We start from the raw sequence: 17,478 nt of genomic DNA on the forward strand, positions 1-17,478 counted from the left end.
TCATGCGTGCCGATGCCGGAGGACGTTGGACGCTCGAAGGACACCATTGCGCAAGGTGAGGCCCATGGGAAACCGGTTGCGATTATTGTGACTTGCATCACGCCCTATATCGCCACGGGAAGGGGCAAAAACCGCTAAGTCAGCTCCTACAGCGGGATGTCCTCCAACAGATCCGTGACCACCTCGGCGATCGGCGACCGCTCCGAGCGGGTCAGCGTGACGTGCGCGAAGATCGGATGCCCCTTCAGCGCCTCGATCACCGCGGTCACCCCGTCGTGCCGACCCACCCGCAGGTTGTCCCGCTGGGCGACGTCGTGGGTGAGCACCACCCGGGAGCCCTGGCCCACCCGGGACAGCACGGTGAGCAGCACCCCACGCTCCAGCGACTGGGCCTCGTCGACGATCACGAAGGCGTCGTGCAGGCTGCGCCCCCGGATGTGGGTCAGCGGCAGGACCTCCAACATCCCCCGGGACAACACCTCGTCCATCACGTTCTCGTGCACCACCGCGCCGAGGGTGTCGAAGACCGCCTGGGCCCAGGGCGACATCTTCTCCGCCTCCGAACCGGGCAGATAACCGAGTTCCTGGCCGCCGACCGCGTACAACGGACGGAACACGATGACCTTCTTGTGCCGCCCGCGCTCCATCACGGCCTCCAGGCCGGCGCAGAGGGCCAGCGCCGACTTCCCGGTTCCGGCCCGGCCACCCAGCGAGACGATGCCGATCGACTCGTCCAGCAGGAGATCGAGCGCCACCCGCTGCTCCGCCGAACGGCCGCGCAGCCCGAACGCCTCCCGGTCACCACGAACCAGCCGCACGGTCTTGTCCGACAGGACCCGACCGAGGGCGGAGCCGCGCGGCGAGTGCAGCACCAGACCGGTGTGCGTGGGCAGGCCGGCGGCGGCGTCCAGGTCCAGCGCCGCGTCGTCGTACAGCCGGTTGACCTGCTCCTCCCCCAACTCCAGCTCGGCCATCCCGGTCCAGGTCGGGTCGCTGGCCTGGCCGTGCCGGTACTCGTCGGCGGTCAGGCCGACGGACGCGGCCTTGACCCGGAGCGGCATGTCCTTGCTGACCAGGGTGACCGCCCGACCCTCCGCGGCCAGGTTGAGCGCCACCGACAGGATCCGGGTGTCGTTGGACTCGTTGCGGAAACCCGGCGGCAGTACGCCGTCATCGGCGTGGTTCAGCTCCACCCGCAGCGTGCCGCCGGCCTCGTTCGCCGGCACCGGCTGGTCCAGCCGCCCATGCCGGACCCGCAGGTCGTCGAGCATTCGCAGGGACTGCCGGGCGAACCAACCCAGTTCCGGATGATGCCGCTTCCCCTCCAACTCGGAGATCACCACGAGTGGCACCACCACCTCGTGCTCGGCGAACCGGTGGAAGGCGCCGGGATCGGACAGCAGGACCGAGGTGTCCAGAACATACGCCCGGGAAGATGGTGCGGGCTCCGCACTGGCGGCCGGTGCCGCCGTCTTGGTCCGGCGTCCGCCCCTGGCTCGGCTCGGTGCTTTGCTGGCGGTCGGGTTCTGGTCGTCGGCCCGAGGGTTGGTACGGCGAGTCGTCACAGGCCTGCTCCGGCGGATGTGCACCCGTACACCCGCGTTCCGCCTCGTCCGGTGCCCGGAGACACGGGGTCGGATGCGGGCCCCGTGGCGTGCTGTCGCAAGGTCCGGGCCGGCCGGCTGGCCCGGGATGACCCCGAGCCATGGGTAGACGCTAACCGGGAAATGCCGGCTTGGGCTAGGGCGAACGGCTGTGCGACTCGGCACGGAGGGCCGGATCCGGCCGGGTCTCCGGGCAGCGGACCCCCGTCCGACAGCCGGTGGACCGGCCGTTCCGACCGCCGGTGGACCGGCCGTTCCGACAGCCGGTGGACCGGCCGGGATGCATGCCCCCTGCGCGCATCCCGGCCGGTGGGATCACCATCACCGGTCTGAGGTGATCCCGACGGTGCGGGTCCGGAACGGACCTCCGCACCGTGTTCGCGGGTGACCGCTCACCCCATCGCGCCACCGGTCAGACATTTCGGCCGGCGAGGGCGTCGGTGGAGTGCCGTCCGCCGTTGGTCGCGGTCCCCGCGAAAGAGGCGCCCGTATACGTCGTTCCCTGACCTACGACGGTGTGGACGTTGTGCGGTGTGGTGGGTGATGGCACCGCCAACACCGAGGCGATAGCCGCCTGCGCCTCGCGACGCCGACGGTTCCAGGCCCCCCGGTCGCCGTCGAAATAGCCCTGCCGGTAACCGAAGCGGTAACCGAGCCGGTAGCTGAGTTGACCGTGCAGCCGCCCCACCGCATAGCTGGACGAGGCGAGCAGCAACAGGAGGAATACCACGAAGAACGGACTCACCCGGTCACCCCACCCTGGTGCCGGTCGACGTACCGCATGTCACCGGGCGCATCTCCTCTCCGGGCCGCCGCTGTGCCAGTCCTGCTCACGCCATCTCCTCGCTGCGCTCGTCGTCATGGGTTGTCATCTACCGAGCTGACGGCGCGACTGCTCATTGCCGCCACCTCGCTGCGCCCGGCGTCGTCATGAGCCTGACCACCGAGCTGGCCGGTTCGCTCGCTCCGCTCGCTCATGTCTCCTCCGGGTCGAGGGAGGTCGGGTCGGAGATGAGCAACCGGTCGAGATCGTCCGTGCTCACCTCCTCCACCAACTCGACGCTGATCCGACAACCGTCGAGTACGACCTCCGCGACGGAGGCCCGTCGGATCTCGCCGCCCGCGTCGTACACCCGAACGCTCAACTCCGGACAGCCGAGATGGGTACGCCACGAGTTCCACTCCGCGCGGTCACCGACGTTGAGCGAGAGGTAGCGACAGCCGCGGGCGAGGTACAACCGCCACGGCGCGCTGAGGCCGGCGGCGACGCCGTCGGCGATCAGGCCAAATGCCTGGGCCCGGGTTGCTAGTTCGGTCACCGGACTCCTCCTGTCACGAAGGCGTGACCCTCGTGAGCACGAAACGTCTCATACACGAGACATACCGTAAATAGTCCCACACGCGTGACAGTATCAGCTCTTCGTCTGATTACCCCCACACCTGCGCACACCTATTGTTGCCACGTGATACCCCTCGACACAAGCAACAGTGGCGCCCCCGGGAAACATGAACCCTTGTCACGCACGCAGTACAAATCAGTGCCGGCACCTGCGAAATCGGGCGGCTGGTCGTACCGTCACCGCGTGCCGGACCGCGCCCACGGACGGAAGATCGCCTTTGCCGCCTTCGTGCGGAAGGCACTCGACGACGCCCGCGCCACCCGCGCCTGGACGGGCACGGAGGTCTCCCGGCGTACCGGCGTGTCGCGCCAGACCATCAACCGCTGGGTACGCGGCGAGTGGGCCAGCGACCCGGAAGCCGAGCGGGTGGTCGCGTTCTGCGAGGGTCTGGGACTCGATCCGACCGTCGCCTTCGGCGTGCTCGGCTGGGACCGCGCCACCCCGTCCCGGCCGGCTCCCAGCGCTCCGCCGATGGATCCGGACGTGGAGGCACTGCTCCGTCGGCTGGTGAATCCGAACGTGTCGGACGCGGAGAAGTTCCACATCAGGGAAACCATCCGATATCTGGCGTATCGCCCCGTACTGCCCGTAGAAGTCCGAAAAGGGCGGAAGCAAGTGGGGTAGTTACTCAAATGGCGCAACTTCGCGCATGCTACTCATCCATCCTCACTCCGGGAGACAAATCAACGCGCTAACGTGCCTTTTCGTACTGCTTGGGCTCGTCGTCGGCGGGGGGACGGGACAAGGCCGAACCCAGCCCTGCGGGACAGAAGGAGGGGTCTAGCCATGACCCTGAAATGGATGGCAGTTGTAGTAGCGGCGGTCTCCCTGACCCTGTGCGTCACCGCGAACGTCGTGGTCGAGACGGTGCAGGGCGGTGACCAGGTGCCGTTCCTCGTGAACGTGCTCGCCATCACCGCCGCCGGCGCCGCCACCGTCCTGGCCGTGGTCGCCGATCTCCACGAACGGCTCGACGCGCGGATCACCGCGCTCACCGAATTTCTCATCACCCGGCTCAACGAACTCGACCACAACGCCGGCGACCGCAACTCGGGCTTCGTCGAGGGCTATCTGCTCAGCCGCGGCCAGGAGTCCGCGGTCGTGCCGATCGGCCCCAGGCTGCACGGACGACGGGCCGTGCTCGGCGGCGACGACTGAGGGGGAATTCGCTTCGACCACGGGGATTGCCGCCGCGACGGACGAGGTTGCCGCCTCGACGGGTGAGAGGTTTTCACTTCGACATCTGCGGCGGCAATCCACCGGGGTACGCTGACGCCCGTGCCGCCGATCAACCCGGGGAACCAGCCCCCGACCCGTCCCCTGACTGCGGAGCAGGCATGGCGGGCGACCGCCGAGCGGGCCGAGCGCTGCGTCCTCTTTTTCGACTTCGACGGCACTCTCGCCCCGGTCAGAGACGATCCGACAACCGTCGAACCGGCGCCGAAGGCCCTCGCCGCGATCAACGCGCTCACCGAGGTGGTGCAGCGGGTGGCGATCGTCTCCGCCCGACCGGTGGAGTTCCTCCGAGACCGTTTCGCCGGTCTCGACGGGGTGGACCTGTACGGGCTGTACGGGCTCGAACACCTGCACGCCTCTGGCGAGACGATCACCGAAGAGGCCGCGCTGCCCTTCGTACCGACGATGGCCGAGCTCTCCGACCGGGCCCGCGCCGAGCTACCGGCGGGCGCCCTGGTGGAGTACAAGCGGCTCTCCGTGGCCCTGCACTACCGGACCGCACCGCACCTGGCCCCTGAGATCGAACGGTGGGGGCGGATCCAGGCCGATCGGCTGGGCCTGCGGGTACAGGTCGGGCGGATGGTGCTGGAGCTGAAGCCACCCGTCGACCGGGACAAGGGCATGGTGATCGGCGAGGCGGTGCGCTCCGCCGGCTGCGCGTGGTACTTCGGCGACGACGTCTCGGACATCAAGGCGTTCGCGGCGCTGAGGGCCCGTGAGGCGGCCGATCCGGACTTCTTCGGGGTCTGCGTCGCCGTCGCGAACCCGGAGACCGGTGACGAGGTCTCCACCGCCGCCGACTTGACCATCGAGTCCCCCGAGGCGCTCGGCGACTTCCTCACCGAGGCCGTGCACCGGCTGACGTGACACCACGGCGCCTGGACCGACTGGGGTGCTCCGGGCCGGCTCGCGCCCGACCGGCTACGCGCCGTACCGGCGCTGACGGTTGGCGTACGACCGACTACGCGCCGTACCGGCGTTGACGGTTGGCATACGACCGCAGGGCGCGCAGGAAGTCGACGTGCCGGAAGTCGGGCCAGTTCAGCTCGCAGAAGTAGAACTCGGAGTGCGCCGACTGCCAGAGCAGGAAACCGGAGAGCCGCTGTTCGCCGCTGGTCCGGATGACCAGGTCCGGGTCGGGCTGCCCCCGGGTGTAGAGGTGCTCCGCGATGTGTTCGACGTCGAGCACCTCGGCGAGTTCCTCGATGGTGCCGCCGGCCGCCGCGTGCTCGTACAGCAGCGACCGCACCGCGTCGGCGATCTCCCGCCGGCCGCCGTAGCCGACCGCGATGTTGACCTGGGCCCCGCCGACCCTGTCCCGGGTCCGCTCCTCGGCCGACTTGAGCGCGGCCGCGGTCTGCGCCGGCAGCAGGTCGAGCGCGCCGACCATCCGCAGCCGCCAGGGGTTGCCCTCCTCGGCCAGCTCGACGACCAGATCCTCGATGATCTGCACCAGCGGATCCAGCTCACTGGCCGGCCGGCGCAGATTGTCGGTGGCGAGCAGGTAGAGCGTGACGTGCCCGATGCCGGCCTGGTCACACCAGCCCAGCACGTCTTTGATCTTGGCTGCGCCGACCCGGTGCCCGTCGTTGGGGTCGACGAACCCCATCTCCCTGGCCCACCGCCGATTGCCGTCGCACATCACCCCGACGTGCTTCGGCACGGGCTTACCGGCGAGCGTCGCCGTCAGACGTCGCTCATACACCGAGTAGATAAGGTCCCGGAGACTCATCCCCTGCAGCGTACCGATCAAATTCGCTGACGGAAGTGCCGGGAGACCGAGCCGGCCGCGACACCGGCGATCCTGGTCAATGTCCGGACGTCCAGCCGGCCGTCGCCGAGCCCCAACTCGACCAGGACCCGGAAGACCCGGGCGTCCCGTTCCGCGGATCGGACCACCGCGTCGACGACCGGTCGTCGACGGGCCAGCGAGGCCACCGCCGAACTGTGCCGCAGGTGCCGGCCCAGCCGCTGGCGCAGCGCGCTGGCGTACCGGTCGGCCGCCGTGTCCGGAAAGCCCGCGGCGGCCGCACCGGCCAGGGAGCCGGACAGGACCGCGTAGAAGATTCCCTCCCCGGTGAACGGGTTGATCAGTGACAGCGCGTCCCCGGCCAGGAGGATCCGACCCCGGCCCGGCGCCGGACGATGGGTCGACAGCGGTAGGTGGTGTGCCCGCAGTTGGGTGACGGTGTCCGGTTCCACCTCGGGCAGTAGGGCGGTCAGCCGGTCCAGCAGTTGTGCCCGGCGCAGCGGCCGACCGGCCAACACCTCGCCGTAGCCGACGTTCGCCCGCCCGTCGCCGATCGGGAACGACCAGGCGTAGCCCGGCCAGTGCGCCGCCGACGTGATGATCCGCTGCTCCATCGGGCCGCCAGCCGTCGGCGCGTACCCCCGGATGGCCAGCGCCAGATGCCCGTCCGGGTTCGCGCCGTGGCCCAGCGCCCGGCGGACCACCGAGCCGGCACCGTCGGCGCCGACCACGGCGCGGGCCGCCAGCGTGCCGTCGAGCACCACCAGACCGGCCTGGCACTCGATCCGGCGTACCGTGTGCCGGCGCAACCGGGCCCCGGCCGCCAGCGCCGCCGCCACCAGCCGGGCGTCGAAGACCCGCCGGGGCACCGTGTACGCCGGGCGGGGCAGCGCCCGCGCCACCTGGCCGCCGCCGGGCGCGACCAGCCGCAGTGCCGGCACCGGCCGGTAGCCGGCCACCGCGTCGGAAACCCCCAGTTCCGCCAGTACGTCGAGCGCGTGCGCGGCGATGCCGTCCCCGCACGCCTTGTCCCGGGGAAAGTCGGCCCGGTCCAGCACCAGCACGTCCGCCCCGGCCCGCCGGGCCGCCAGTGCGGCGCTGGCTCCGGCCGGACCCGCACCGACCACCGCGACGTCGACCGTCTCCACGGTCGCTCACCTCATCCGGGCCGGGCGGCGACCGGCGAACCCGTCGGCGCCGCGCCGGCATCCGGCGGACCCGTACCCGTCGAGCCCGTACCCGGTGAGCCGCCCGCGGTGCCGTCCGCCTCGGCGGCCCTGCCGGCCTGGTTGGCCCGGTTGGCCCGGTGCAGCGCGTACAGCGTCAGCGCCGCTGCCGCCACCAACGGTCCACCGTCCCGGACCAGCCCGTCGACGCCCAGTAGCGCCCAGCACAGCGGCAGATCGACCAGCAGCACCAGTACGGTGATCAGCACCAGCAGCCCGCCAGCCCATCGCTTGCCCCGGAGCAGGAAGAACGTGCTGAACAGCACCGCGTAGCTGACCCCGATGCCGACGACGAACCACAGCACCACCGTAGGCGCGGCGACCAGCCGGCCGTCGAGGATCGTGCCGATTGCCACCAGAGCGGGCACCAGGGTCAGCGGGGCGTAGGTGAAAGCCGCGACCCGAGCGGTGAGCAGCCAGCCCGCGACCGGGGGCCGACGCGGGGCGACCTCCTGCCACGAGACGCCGCGCCGGTCCACCACCAGCCGGTTGGGGTGCCGGACCAGGTACTCCCGTACCGACGCCGACCGGTACAGCAACCACACCACCCCGGCGCAGAGCGCGGTCAGTGCGGCGAAGCCGAGCAGTCCCGGCAGGGCGGGCACACCGGCCCGGGGAACGATCAACCGGCCGACCGCGAACACCGTGGTCACCGCCAGGATCAGCCCGAGCGGGCGAGCCCCGGCCCGGGCCCGCCGGACGTGCCAGATCAGGATCAGGAAGCCGAGCGTACGCAGCAGGGCCCAGCCGCTGCGTACCGCCAGACCGAAGCCGCGGTCCGGGGCGTACCACCAGTTGATCAGGTCGACCACGACGGTGGCCGCGGCGGTCGCCGCGAGCAGCCAGGTCAGGACGCGAACGGCGGACGGCCGCCGGACGGTGGTCTCGGCGGCCGTCGTCATGCCCTCGATGATGCCCGGTACGGGCGAGCCGCACACCCGGGCGACGTGTTAGGAAGGGGCCCTTCTACAACCGAAAACGATAATAGGGGGCCCTTCCTTACCTCTGGTCCACTCCGACGCGGATGGCTTCGTCGTCCAGGCGGGCGCGGAGGGCGTCCAGTTCGGCCCAGAGGACGCCCGGCAGTTTGTCACCGAACTTCTCGAACCACTCGTTGATCATGGGCAGTTCGTCGCGCCACTCCTCGACGTCGACCCGCATGGCGATCCGGAGGTTCTCCATGTCCATGTCGAGCCCGTTGACGTCCAACGCGTCGACCGTGGGTACGAAACCGATCGGCGTCTCGACCGCGTCGCCCCGGCCCTCCAGTCGCTCGACGATCCACTTGAGTACCCGCGAGTTCTCACCGAAGCCGGGCCAGATGAAGTCGCCGTCGGCGTTCTTGCGGAACCAGTTGACGTAGTAGATTTTCGGCAGCTTGGCCTCGTCGCCGTCGGTGCCCTTGCCCATCTCGATCCAGTGCCGGAAGTAGTCCCCGGCGTGGTAGCCGATGAACGGCAGCATCGCCATCGGGTCCCGGCGGACCACGCCGACCTCGCCGGAGGCCGCGGCGGTGGTCTCCGAGGAGAGCGTCGCTCCCATGTAGACGCCGTGCACCCAGTCCCGGGCCTCGGTGATCAGCGGGATGGTGTCCTTACGCCGCCCGCCGAACAGGATCGCGTCGATCGGTACGCCGTGCGGGTCGTTGAACTCGTCGGCCACGATCGGGCACTGCAGCAGCGGGGTGCAGAATCGGCTGTTCGCGTGCGAGGAGAGTTCGCCGCTCTCCGGCGTCCAGTCCCGACCCTTCCAGTCGACGAGGTGGGCCGGCGGCTCGCTCATGCCCTCCCACCAGATGTCACCGTCGGGGGTCAGACCCACGTTGGTGAAGATGGAGTTGCCCAGGTCGATGGTGCGCATCGCGTTGGCGTTGGTCTTCCAGCCGGTGCCCGGCGCGACGCCGAACAATCCGAACTCGGGGTTGACCGCGTAGAGCCGGCCGTCCTCGCCGAACCGCATCCAGGCGATGTCGTCGCCGATGGTCTCGACCTTCCAGCCGGGGATGGTCGGTTCCAGCATGGCCAGGTTGGTCTTGCCACAGGCGGACGGGAACGCCCCCGCGATGTAGTGCACCCGGCCTTCGGGCGAGGTGAGCTTCATGATCAGCATGTGCTCGGCCAGCCAGCCCTCGTCCCGGGCCATCACGCTGGCGATCCGCAGCGAGTAGCACTTCTTGCCGAGCAGCGAGTTCCCGCCGTAGCCGGAACCGAAGGACCAGATCTCCCGGCTCTCCGGGAAGTGCGAGATGTACTTGGTGTCGTTGCAGGGCCATGCCACGTCCGCCTGGCCCGGCTCCAGCGGGGCACCGATCGAATGCAGCGCCTGGACGAAGTCCGCGTTGTCCCCCATCCCGGTCAGCACCTTCGTGCCCATCCGGGTCATGATGCGCATGGACGCGACCACGTACGGGCTGTCGGTGATTTCCACCCCGAACATGGGCTTCTCCGCCTCCAGCGGGCCCATGCAGAACGGAATGACGTACATCGTGCGGCCGCGCATCGAGCCTCGGTAGAGGTCCGTCATGACGCGCTTCATCTCGGCCGGCGCCATCCAGTTGTTGGTGGGGCCGGCGTCCGCCTCGTCCACCGAGCAGATGAACGTCCGGTCTTCCGCCCGGGCCACATCGGAGGGATCGGTACGTCCCCAGAAGGAGTTGGGCTTGCGGGCCGGGTCGAGTCGTACCAGGGTGCCGGCGTCGACCAGTTCGTCGGTCAGCCGCTTCCATTCCGCTTCCGAGCCGTCGACCCAGACGACCTGGTCGGGGCTGGTGAGTTCGGCGACCTCTTTGACCCAGGCGAGTAGTTTCGAGTGCCTTGTCGGAGCTTGATCGAGACCCCGGATGGTAGCCGGAGCGGCCATGAGATATCTCCTTTGGTCGACGCTGACCGATTACAGGGCGCGCGGTGCCTGCGGGCCGGCGACCGCGTCGCCGTCGAAAGCCTGGGATTTCCGTCAGCGTAAACCGAATGGAGGTTGACGGCAGCGAGACTGGTTGTGAAGAACTGCACAAGATGCGGGTGCGCTGCGGCAATTCGATTTTTTCCCCGCTCCCACGCGCAGTTTCACGCAAATCCTTCAGGGTCATTGCATTGCGTCACGACATCCTCACGGTGTTTCCGCGGCGCCAACCGACCCTGGTGTCACACCCGAAACTCCCGCGCGGCCCGGGCGTCGTCCGTGGACGGACCCGGATCGCCACTACTGCCCGTACGGGCGGTTCGTCCGGTGGGGCGGCCCCGCCCGCGAGTCGCCCGTAGCGGGCCGTGAGGAGGACCCTCAACCGGTAGGCTCAACCCGTGTCCTCGACCGCCACCGGCGAACAACCTTCCCCTCCGGGCGCACGGCACGGCTTCTTTCGGACCCTGTTGGACCGTTTCGGCCACCTCATCCACGAGGTGGGCAAGTTCGGGATGGTCGGCGGCGTGGCCTTCGCGGTGGACTTCGTGCTGTTCAACTACGCCAACGCGAGTCTCGGCTGGGAGACGCTGACCGCGAAGACGTTCTCCACCGTCATCGCGGCGACCGTCGCCTTCGTCGGCAACCGGTTCTGGACCTGGCGACACCGGGAACGGTCCGGGATGGCCCGCGAGTACTCGTTGTACTTCCTCTTCAACGCCGTCGGTCTGGGGATCGGCCTGGCCTGCCTGGCCATCAGCCACTACGGGCTGGGCAGCATCTGGCCCGGCGTGTTCAAGTCACTGGTCGCCGACAACATCGCGGCGAACTTCGTCGGCGCCGCGCTGGGCACGTTCTTCCGGTTCTGGTCGTACCGGCGGTTCGTCTTCGTCGGCCCGGCGGCGTCGGACGCGCCCGAGGTGATCACGCAGAGTCACAAAAGGCCGTGACCGGGGACCCACCGTCGAACGGTCGGCGCACCCGGCCCGCCCGTCTGCCCTAAGGTGTTCGAATGCGTTTCGTCCGTCTGTTGCCTGAACGCTGGCAGAGGCTCCTCCGTGAGGTGCTGAAATTCGGCGCCGTGGGCGGCGTGAACGCCGTCATCAACTACGCGGTGTTCAACGCTCTCGCGCTCACCGTGTTCGCCGACGGGCAGCTGAAGGCGAACGTCATCGCCACCGTCGTCGCCGCCTGCTCGTCCTATTTGCTGAATCGGCACTGGACGTACCGCGACCGGCCGAAATCGGCGATGCGGCGCGAATACTTCCTCTTCTTCGTGTTCAACGCCACCGGCCTGGCCATCGAGCTGGGAGTGTTGGCGGTCGCGAAGTACGGGCTCGGGATCAGCGGACTCCTCGCGCTCAACGTCGCGAAGACCGTCGGTGTGGGGCTGGCCACGATCTTCCGGTTCTGGTCGTACCGCACCTTCGTCTTCCGGAGCACGCCGCCCACGTCGCTCGACCCCAGCTCGAACGCGACGGCGGTGAAGACGACGACCTGGCCCGACTCGGACAAGCGGCCGGACGGGGAGTTCCTGGCCGAGCTGGACCCGGTGGCCGAACTGGTCGAGGCGGTAACCGAGCTGACCGAGTCCGACGACAGCCACGACCGGGAACGGAAGACGGCGACCGGCCAGGCTGGAGCCGGCGTACCGGCCGTCAACGGCGTACCGGCCGTCAACGGCGTACCGGCCGTCAACGGCGTACCGGCCGTGAACGGCGTACCGGCGGGAGCGGGATCCGGGACCGGACCGGCCGCCGATGCCGGACAGCCACTCGAAGTCCAGTTCGCCGAGACGATCGATGTCGCGCTGGAGACGGAACTCGCCGCCGAGCTGAACGCCGCCCCTCGGCGTTCCTCGGCTCGTTGAGCCTCACCGTGTCGCGCTCGGGAACCGGTGCGACCGCCGAGTTGTTCTTCGAGGACCTGCCCCCGGGCCGGTCGTTCGACCTCGGCGTCACCGTCGTCGACCGGCAGGAGATGCTCGACTTCGCCCGGCGCTTCGACCCGCAGTGGTACCACGTCGACGAGGAGATGGCCCGGCAGAGCCACCACGGCGGCCTCATCGCCAGCGGCTTCTTCACCGTGAGCCTGTTCATGCGCGCCTACGTCGACCACGTGCTGTCCCGGGCCGCCGGCGACGCCTCACCGGGCCTGGAGGAGTTGCGCTGGCTGGCCCCGGTACGCCCCGGCGACCGGCTCGCGGTCCGGCTCGTCGTACTGGCCAACAAGCCGTCCACGGCCCGGCCCGGGTTCGGCACGGTCACGTTCAGCGCCAGCATGGATCGGTTGGGCGCGATGAACCAGGCGGAACGTGAGGTACTGCGGACCCGCTTCCGTGGCTGGTTCGTCATGCGGGAGCCCGGCACCGCCAGCTGAGCAGGTACCCGTCCACGCCGGCCCGATCGCTCGGGCCGGCGTCCGGAACGCCACCTGGGCGGTGCCTACTTCGACTGCTGCGCCTGCTTCGACTGCTGCTCGCGCAGCGGCTTGCCCTCGCTCATGTCGGCGAGCATCTCGCGCATCTCGCCGTCGCCGAGCGAGTGCTTGTCGTGGTTGGCATCCACCAGCTCGTACAGGGTGGTCTGCACCTTCTCCACGTCCGGGATGTCGACCAGCACCGACTGCCCACGCTCGCCGGCCGACTCGATCGTCAGCGTGCCACAGCCGAGCAGCCGCTCAAGGAAGCGCTGGTTCATCGAGTGGTCGTTGATCCGGCCCAACGGGATGTCCCGGCGGTCGCGGGAGAAGACGCCGTGCTGCAACAGCACCCGCTCGTTCGTGAACAAATAGTGTGTGGTCCGCCACACCAGGTACGGCCAGACGCTGAACACCACCACCAGCACCAGCGCGATCGCCGCGATCACCCAGCCGCCGATGGTCCCCGCACCGGTCGACGGCAGGAAGACGAGGCCGGCGACCACGGCGGCGATGGCCAGGACCAGCACCACGACCGGCCGGATCAGCGCCTTCCAGTGTGGGTGCAGGTGCGATACGACATGCTCGTCCTGGGTGAGCACGTCCTCAGGGAAAGCCACCCCAACCTCCTCGTCCAAACACGAATGTCCGCCGGTGACCGTAGCGGTTGCACGCTACGAAAGCGGCATCCGGTATCGACTCTTTACCGGCCGGTCATGCCAATCTTCACCCAGCGGTCGTGCCGACCGCCTCTGTCGTGGGGTCGTGGGGTGGCGGGGTGGACGGTCAGCGCAGGTGCAGGACGTCACCGGCGGCGATCCGGCGCTCTCCGGCCCCGGCGTCGAGCACCAGTTGACCGTCCGGGTCGATCGTGCGCGCCGTGCCGACCAGGTCGGTTCCGCCCGGCAACAGGACCCGCACCTCCCGACCGAGGGTCGCGCAGTGCCGCAGGTAGGCCTCGTGCAGCCCACACGCCTGGGCGTCGCCACCGGCGCTACGCCAGCGGTCGTACCAGCGGGCGGTCCCGCGCAGCAGTGCCCGCAGCAGCGGGTCCCGGTCGGTGGCCGCCGCACCGGCCAGTTGCAGCGAGGTGGCGGGCAGGCCGGTCGGGTTGACCGGCAGTTCGTCGGCCCGCAGCGTCACGTTCAACCCCACTCCGAGCACCACCGCTGGTGGCTCTCCGGCGGTCCCGGCCACCCCCTCGGCCAGGATGCCGGCGCATTTCGCCTCGCTCGGAACCGAATCCGGCACGCTGTCCGGTTTCGGGTTCGACCAGACCAGTAGGTCGTTGGGCCACTTGAGTGCTGAATCCAGCTCGGCGAGCAGGTCGACCGTCTCCACCAGCGCGACACCGGCCAGCAACGGCAGCCAGCCGTACCGGTGCGGTGGCGCCGCCGGCCAGCCGCGCTCCGGGTCGGCCAGGCCCGGTCGGAGCAGCACGCTGACCGCGATTCCGGCCCGCGCCGGGGACTCCCAGGATCGCCCGCGCCGCCCGCGCCCGGCGGTCTGCCGCTCCGCGACCATCACCAGGCCCTCCGGTTCGCCGGATCGCGCCGCCTCCGCCGCGTCCGCGTTGGTGGACCCGGTCTCCACGCGCAGGACCAACCGCTTCCACAGGCCGTCCGGGGTGATCAGGGCCCGTTCCAGCCGCCGCGCGTCGAGCGGCGGGCGGTCCAGATCGGTGTACGGCGACCCTGGCATCCGCCCAGCGTACGGGCTCGGCACCGGCGTACCGACAACCCCGCCGGGTGGTACGCCACTCCCCGTACGCCACCGGCGGCGCCGAGGTCACCGGCCGTCGTTACGATCGCGGACGTGACTGGGCAGGAGAGCAGCACCGAGGTCAACCCCCACAGCACCGCCGGTCGCCTGGCGGACCTGGACCGGCGGGTGGACGAGGCGGTGCACGCCGGATCGGCGCGGGGTGTGGAGAAGCAGCACGCCCGGGGCAAGAAGACCGCGCGCGAGCGGATCGACCTGCTCCTCGATCCCGGCTCCTTCGTCGAACTGGACGAACTCGCCCGGCACCGGTCGACCAGCTTCGGGCTGGAGCGCACCCGCCCGTACGGGGACGGGGTGGTGACCGGGTACGGCACGGTCGACGGCCGGCAGGTGTGCGTCTTCGCCCAGGACTTCACGGTCTTCGGCGGCTCCCTCGGCGAGGTCTTCGGCGAGAAGATCGTCAAGGTGATGGACCTGGCGATGAAGATCGGCTGCCCGGTGATCGGCATCAACGACTCCGGCGGGGCCCGGATCCAGGAGGGTGTGGTCAGTCTCGGCCTCTACGGCGAGATCTTCTTCCGAAATGTCCGTGCTTCTGGCGTGATCCCGCAGATCTCGCTGGTGATGGGCCCCTGCGCGGGCGGCGCGGTCTACTCTCCCGCGGTAACCGACTTCACCGTGATGGTCGACCAGACCTCGCACATGTTCATCACCGGGCCCGACGTGATCAAGACGGTGACCGGCGAGGACGTGGCGATGGAGGAGTTGGGCGGGGCCCGGACCCACAACACCAAGAGCGGCAACGCGCACTACCTCGCCACCGACGAGGACGACGCGATCGACTACGTCAAGGCGCTGCTGTCGTACCTGCCGGCGAACAATCTCGACGAGCCACCGGTGCTCGACGCTCCGGCCGATCTCGCGATAAGTGACGCGGATCGTCAGTTGGACACCCTGATTCCGGATTCGGCGAACCAGCCGTACGACATGCACCAGGTGATCGAGCACGTGCTCGACGACGGCGACTTCCTCGAGGTGCAGCCGCTCTACGCGCAGAACATCGTGGTGGGCTACGGTCGGGTCGAGGGTCGGCCGGTCGGGGTGGTGGCCAACCAGCCGATGCACTTCGCGGGCTGCCTGGACATCGCCGCATCGGAGAAGGCGGCCCGGTTCGTCCGCACCTGCGACGCCTTCAACATTCCGGTACTCACCTTTGTGGACGTTCCGGGGTTCCTGCCCGGCACCGGACAGGAGTGGGACGGCATCATCCGGCGCGGCGCGAAGCTGATCTACGCGTACGCCGAGGCCACCGTTCCGAAGGTCACCGTGATCACCCGGAAGGCGTACGGCGGAGCGTACGACGTGATGGGCTCCAAACACCTCGGCGCGGACCTCAACTTCGCGTGGCCAACTGCGCAAATCGCGGTCATGGGCGCACAGGGTGCGGTGAACATCCTCTACCGCGGCGAGCTGGCCGCCGCCGAGAATCCGGCCGCCGTCCGGGCGGAGAAGATCGAGGAGTACGAGGACGCCCTGGCCAACCCCTACATCGCGGCCGAGCGGGGCTACGTCGACTCGGTGATCCGGCCGTCGGAGACCCGTGGCCAGATCGTCCGGGCCCTGCGGGTGCTGCGTACCAAGCGGGAGACGCTGCCGCCGAAGAAGCACGGCAACATCCCGCTCTGAGCGTGCCGGCAGGTTCTCGCTGACGGCGGTCGGCGGCGGGACGCTGACCTGCCCCGCCGCCAATCCGTGATTTCAACGCGACGGTATCGGCGATCTGCTCCAGATCCGCCCCAATGGTGACGTCGTCGTCTTCTGGAACACGGCCAGCACCCGAACTATTCTTGCCGGAACAACCGGCTCGTCCTCGGTGGCGCCAACGACCCTGGGCAATGGCGGGTCGGACACATCGTCGTCGCTTGGAACTCGGGCCAGAACCCCACCTTCTCCTGGCAAAGACAACCGCCTCGGGCGCTCCCCCAACCCCCGCGCCCCCTGGCCACGCCCGTCACACGGAGCACGCACGCGTTCGAGTCGCCGGATACCGCCGAGTTCCTCCGGCACCCCTCACCCCTTCGCCGGGATTGAACGGACGGAACACATGACAGCAGCACCTGTTGGCCGTTCGACTCGTACGATCATCAGCCTCGGTCTGGCCGTCGCGTTCGTCACAGCCGGTACGACGGCCCTGACCGACTCGCCGGCCGCCGCCGCGCCCCCACCGACTCCCTCCTTCGGCCGGGCCATCGAAGCGCACGCCGCACTCGTCAGTCAGAGCACCTGCGACCCCTCGAACAAGCCGGGCGTCGTCGGCTTCAAGGACCTGCTGAACAGCCACTATGGACAGCACACCTGGGGTATCGGCCGGGCGTGCAGTTCCGGCGGCGTCAGCGAGCACAAGGAGGGCCGGGCCCTCGACTTCCACCTGAACGTCAACAACGCCACCCAGCGCGCCCGCGCCGACGAGATCACCAACTGGCTCCTCGCCACCGACGGCTACGGCAACACCAACGCACTGGCCCGGCGTTTCGGCATCATGTACATCATCTGGAACAAGCGGATCTGGACTGCCAGCCGGGCGTCCGAGGGCTGGCGGACGTACCCGTGTGACGGCAGCCCGGGTGACTGCCACACGGACCACATCCACTTCAGCTTCAGTTGGGCGGGCGCTCGTAAGGAGACCAGTTGGTGGACCGGAGGCACCGGTGCGGCGGATGCGGGGCGGGTGCAGTTCGGTGACTTCAACGGCGACGGCATCGACGATCTGCTCCAGATCCGTCCCAACGGTGACGTCGTCGTCTTCTGGAACAACGGCCAGAACCCCAACTTCTCCTGGCAGAACAACCGCCTCGTCCTCGGCGGCGCCAACGATCCCACCGAGTGGCGAGTCGGTGACTTCAACAGCGACGGCAGCGACGACCTCGTACAGGTACGCGACAACGGCGACGTCGTCGTCTTCTGGAACTCGGGCCAGAACCCCAACTACTCCTGGCAGAACAACCGCCTCGTCCTCGGCGGGATGGACGACACCTCCGAAGTCCGCGTCGGCGACCTCAACAACGACGGCAACGACGACCTCGTACAGATACGCGACAACGGCGACGTCGTCGTCTTCTGGAACTCAGGCCAGAACCCCAACTACTCCTGGCAGAACAACCGCCTCGTCCTCGGCGGCATGTACCTCTGACCCCGGACAGCATCGAACCCGGGGCACGGGTTGAGCT

17 protein-coding genes are annotated in these 17,478 nt (G+C 69.2%); 8 read left to right on the plus strand and 9 right to left on the minus strand.

Annotated features, from left to right (window positions below):
- Positions 1-146: 146 nt before the first annotated feature.
- The 3 genes from ACFP2T_RS01750 to ACFP2T_RS01760 all read right to left on the minus strand — a co-directional run bounded on the left by ACFP2T_RS01750 (position 147) and on the right by ACFP2T_RS01760 (position 2,923).
- A complete protein-coding gene (locus tag ACFP2T_RS01750) occupies positions 147-1,565 on the minus strand; it encodes a PhoH family protein (protein ID WP_377416503.1) in 1,419 nt (472 codons plus the stop codon).
- A 451-nt stretch (positions 1,566-2,016) separates the two neighbouring features.
- Positions 2,017-2,349, minus strand: a complete 333-nt coding sequence (locus ACFP2T_RS01755) for a hypothetical protein (protein ID WP_192766946.1) — start codon at positions 2,347-2,349, stop codon at positions 2,017-2,019.
- Between the two features lie 229 nt (positions 2,350-2,578).
- On the minus strand, positions 2,579-2,923 hold the full coding sequence (locus ACFP2T_RS01760; RefSeq protein ID WP_377416505.1) for a hypothetical protein: 345 nt from the start codon (positions 2,921-2,923) through the stop codon (positions 2,579-2,581).
- A gap of 264 nt (positions 2,924-3,187) precedes the next feature.
- On the opposite strand from ACFP2T_RS01760, the gene ACFP2T_RS01765 reads away from it, so the two are divergent.
- The 3 genes from ACFP2T_RS01765 (at position 3,188) to otsB (ending at position 5,107) form a co-directional block, all read left to right on the plus strand.
- The gene (locus tag ACFP2T_RS01765; RefSeq protein WP_377416507.1) at positions 3,188-3,628 is read left to right on the plus strand and encodes a helix-turn-helix domain-containing protein; all 441 of its coding nucleotides are present in this window, start codon (positions 3,188-3,190) and stop codon (positions 3,626-3,628) included.
- A gap of 162 nt (positions 3,629-3,790) precedes the next feature.
- A complete protein-coding gene (locus tag ACFP2T_RS01770) occupies positions 3,791-4,162 on the plus strand; it encodes a hypothetical protein (RefSeq protein WP_377416509.1) in 372 nt (123 codons plus the stop codon).
- 120 nt (positions 4,163-4,282) lie between these two features.
- The gene (gene otsB, locus ACFP2T_RS01775) at positions 4,283-5,107 is read left to right on the plus strand and encodes a trehalose-phosphatase (RefSeq protein ID WP_377416511.1); all 825 of its coding nucleotides are present in this window, start codon (positions 4,283-4,285) and stop codon (positions 5,105-5,107) included.
- 94 nt (positions 5,108-5,201) lie between these two features.
- Here otsB and ACFP2T_RS01780 read toward each other — a convergent pair whose 3' ends face one another.
- The 4 genes from ACFP2T_RS01780 to ACFP2T_RS01795 form a co-directional block, all read right to left on the minus strand.
- Positions 5,202-5,972 carry an isoprenyl transferase gene (locus ACFP2T_RS01780; RefSeq protein WP_377416513.1) on the minus strand — a complete coding sequence of 257 codons (771 nt, stop codon included), beginning with the start codon at positions 5,970-5,972 and terminating at the stop codon, positions 5,202-5,204.
- A 17-nt stretch (positions 5,973-5,989) separates the two neighbouring features.
- On the minus strand, positions 5,990-7,138 hold the full coding sequence (locus ACFP2T_RS01785; protein ID WP_377416515.1) for a geranylgeranyl reductase family protein: 1,149 nt from the start codon (positions 7,136-7,138) through the stop codon (positions 5,990-5,992).
- An 11-nt stretch (positions 7,139-7,149) separates the two neighbouring features.
- A complete protein-coding gene (locus ACFP2T_RS01790) occupies positions 7,150-8,118 on the minus strand; it encodes a hypothetical protein (RefSeq protein ID WP_377416517.1) in 969 nt (322 codons plus the stop codon).
- 97 nt (positions 8,119-8,215) lie between these two features.
- Positions 8,216-10,075, minus strand: coding sequence for a phosphoenolpyruvate carboxykinase (GTP) (locus ACFP2T_RS01795; protein WP_377416519.1), 1,860 nt, complete (start codon positions 10,073-10,075; stop codon positions 8,216-8,218).
- A gap of 437 nt (positions 10,076-10,512) precedes the next feature.
- Here ACFP2T_RS01795 and ACFP2T_RS01800 point away from each other — a divergent pair, with 437 nt between their 5' ends.
- The 3 genes from ACFP2T_RS01800 (at position 10,513) to ACFP2T_RS01810 (ending at position 12,490) form a co-directional block, all read left to right on the plus strand.
- Complete coding sequence (locus ACFP2T_RS01800; protein ID WP_377416521.1) at positions 10,513-11,061, plus strand: GtrA family protein; 549 nt, start codon at positions 10,513-10,515, stop codon at positions 11,059-11,061.
- Positions 11,062-11,123: 62 nt separating this feature from the next.
- Positions 11,124-11,981 (plus strand): GtrA family protein, encoded by an 858-nt coding sequence (locus ACFP2T_RS01805; protein ID WP_377416523.1) that lies wholly within the window; start codon positions 11,124-11,126, stop codon positions 11,979-11,981.
- 8 nt (positions 11,982-11,989) lie between these two features.
- Positions 11,990-12,490: a MaoC/PaaZ C-terminal domain-containing protein gene (locus ACFP2T_RS01810; protein WP_377416525.1), complete on the plus strand. Its 501-nt coding sequence runs from the start codon at positions 11,990-11,992 to the stop codon at positions 12,488-12,490.
- Between the two features lie 65 nt (positions 12,491-12,555).
- Here ACFP2T_RS01810 and ACFP2T_RS01815 read toward each other — a convergent pair whose 3' ends face one another.
- Positions 12,556-13,149: a PH domain-containing protein gene (locus tag ACFP2T_RS01815; protein WP_377416527.1), complete on the minus strand. Its 594-nt coding sequence runs from the start codon at positions 13,147-13,149 to the stop codon at positions 12,556-12,558.
- Between the two features lie 166 nt (positions 13,150-13,315).
- Positions 13,316-14,230, minus strand: coding sequence for a biotin--[acetyl-CoA-carboxylase] ligase (locus ACFP2T_RS01820; protein ID WP_377416529.1), 915 nt, complete (start codon positions 14,228-14,230; stop codon positions 13,316-13,318).
- A gap of 114 nt (positions 14,231-14,344) precedes the next feature.
- Here ACFP2T_RS01820 and ACFP2T_RS01825 point away from each other — a divergent pair, with 114 nt between their 5' ends.
- Together ACFP2T_RS01825 and ACFP2T_RS01830 are read left to right on the plus strand one after the other, a co-directional pair.
- Positions 14,345-15,937, plus strand: coding sequence for an acyl-CoA carboxylase subunit beta (locus ACFP2T_RS01825; RefSeq protein ID WP_377416531.1), 1,593 nt, complete (start codon positions 14,345-14,347; stop codon positions 15,935-15,937).
- A gap of 418 nt (positions 15,938-16,355) precedes the next feature.
- Positions 16,356-17,441, plus strand: coding sequence for an FG-GAP repeat domain-containing protein (locus ACFP2T_RS01830; RefSeq protein WP_377416533.1), 1,086 nt, complete (start codon positions 16,356-16,358; stop codon positions 17,439-17,441).
- Positions 17,442-17,478: the final 37 nt, after the last annotated feature.

The organism is Plantactinospora solaniradicis (genome assembly GCF_042658085.1).
GTDB classification, from domain to species: domain Bacteria; phylum Actinomycetota; class Actinomycetes; order Mycobacteriales; family Micromonosporaceae; genus Plantactinospora; species Plantactinospora solaniradicis.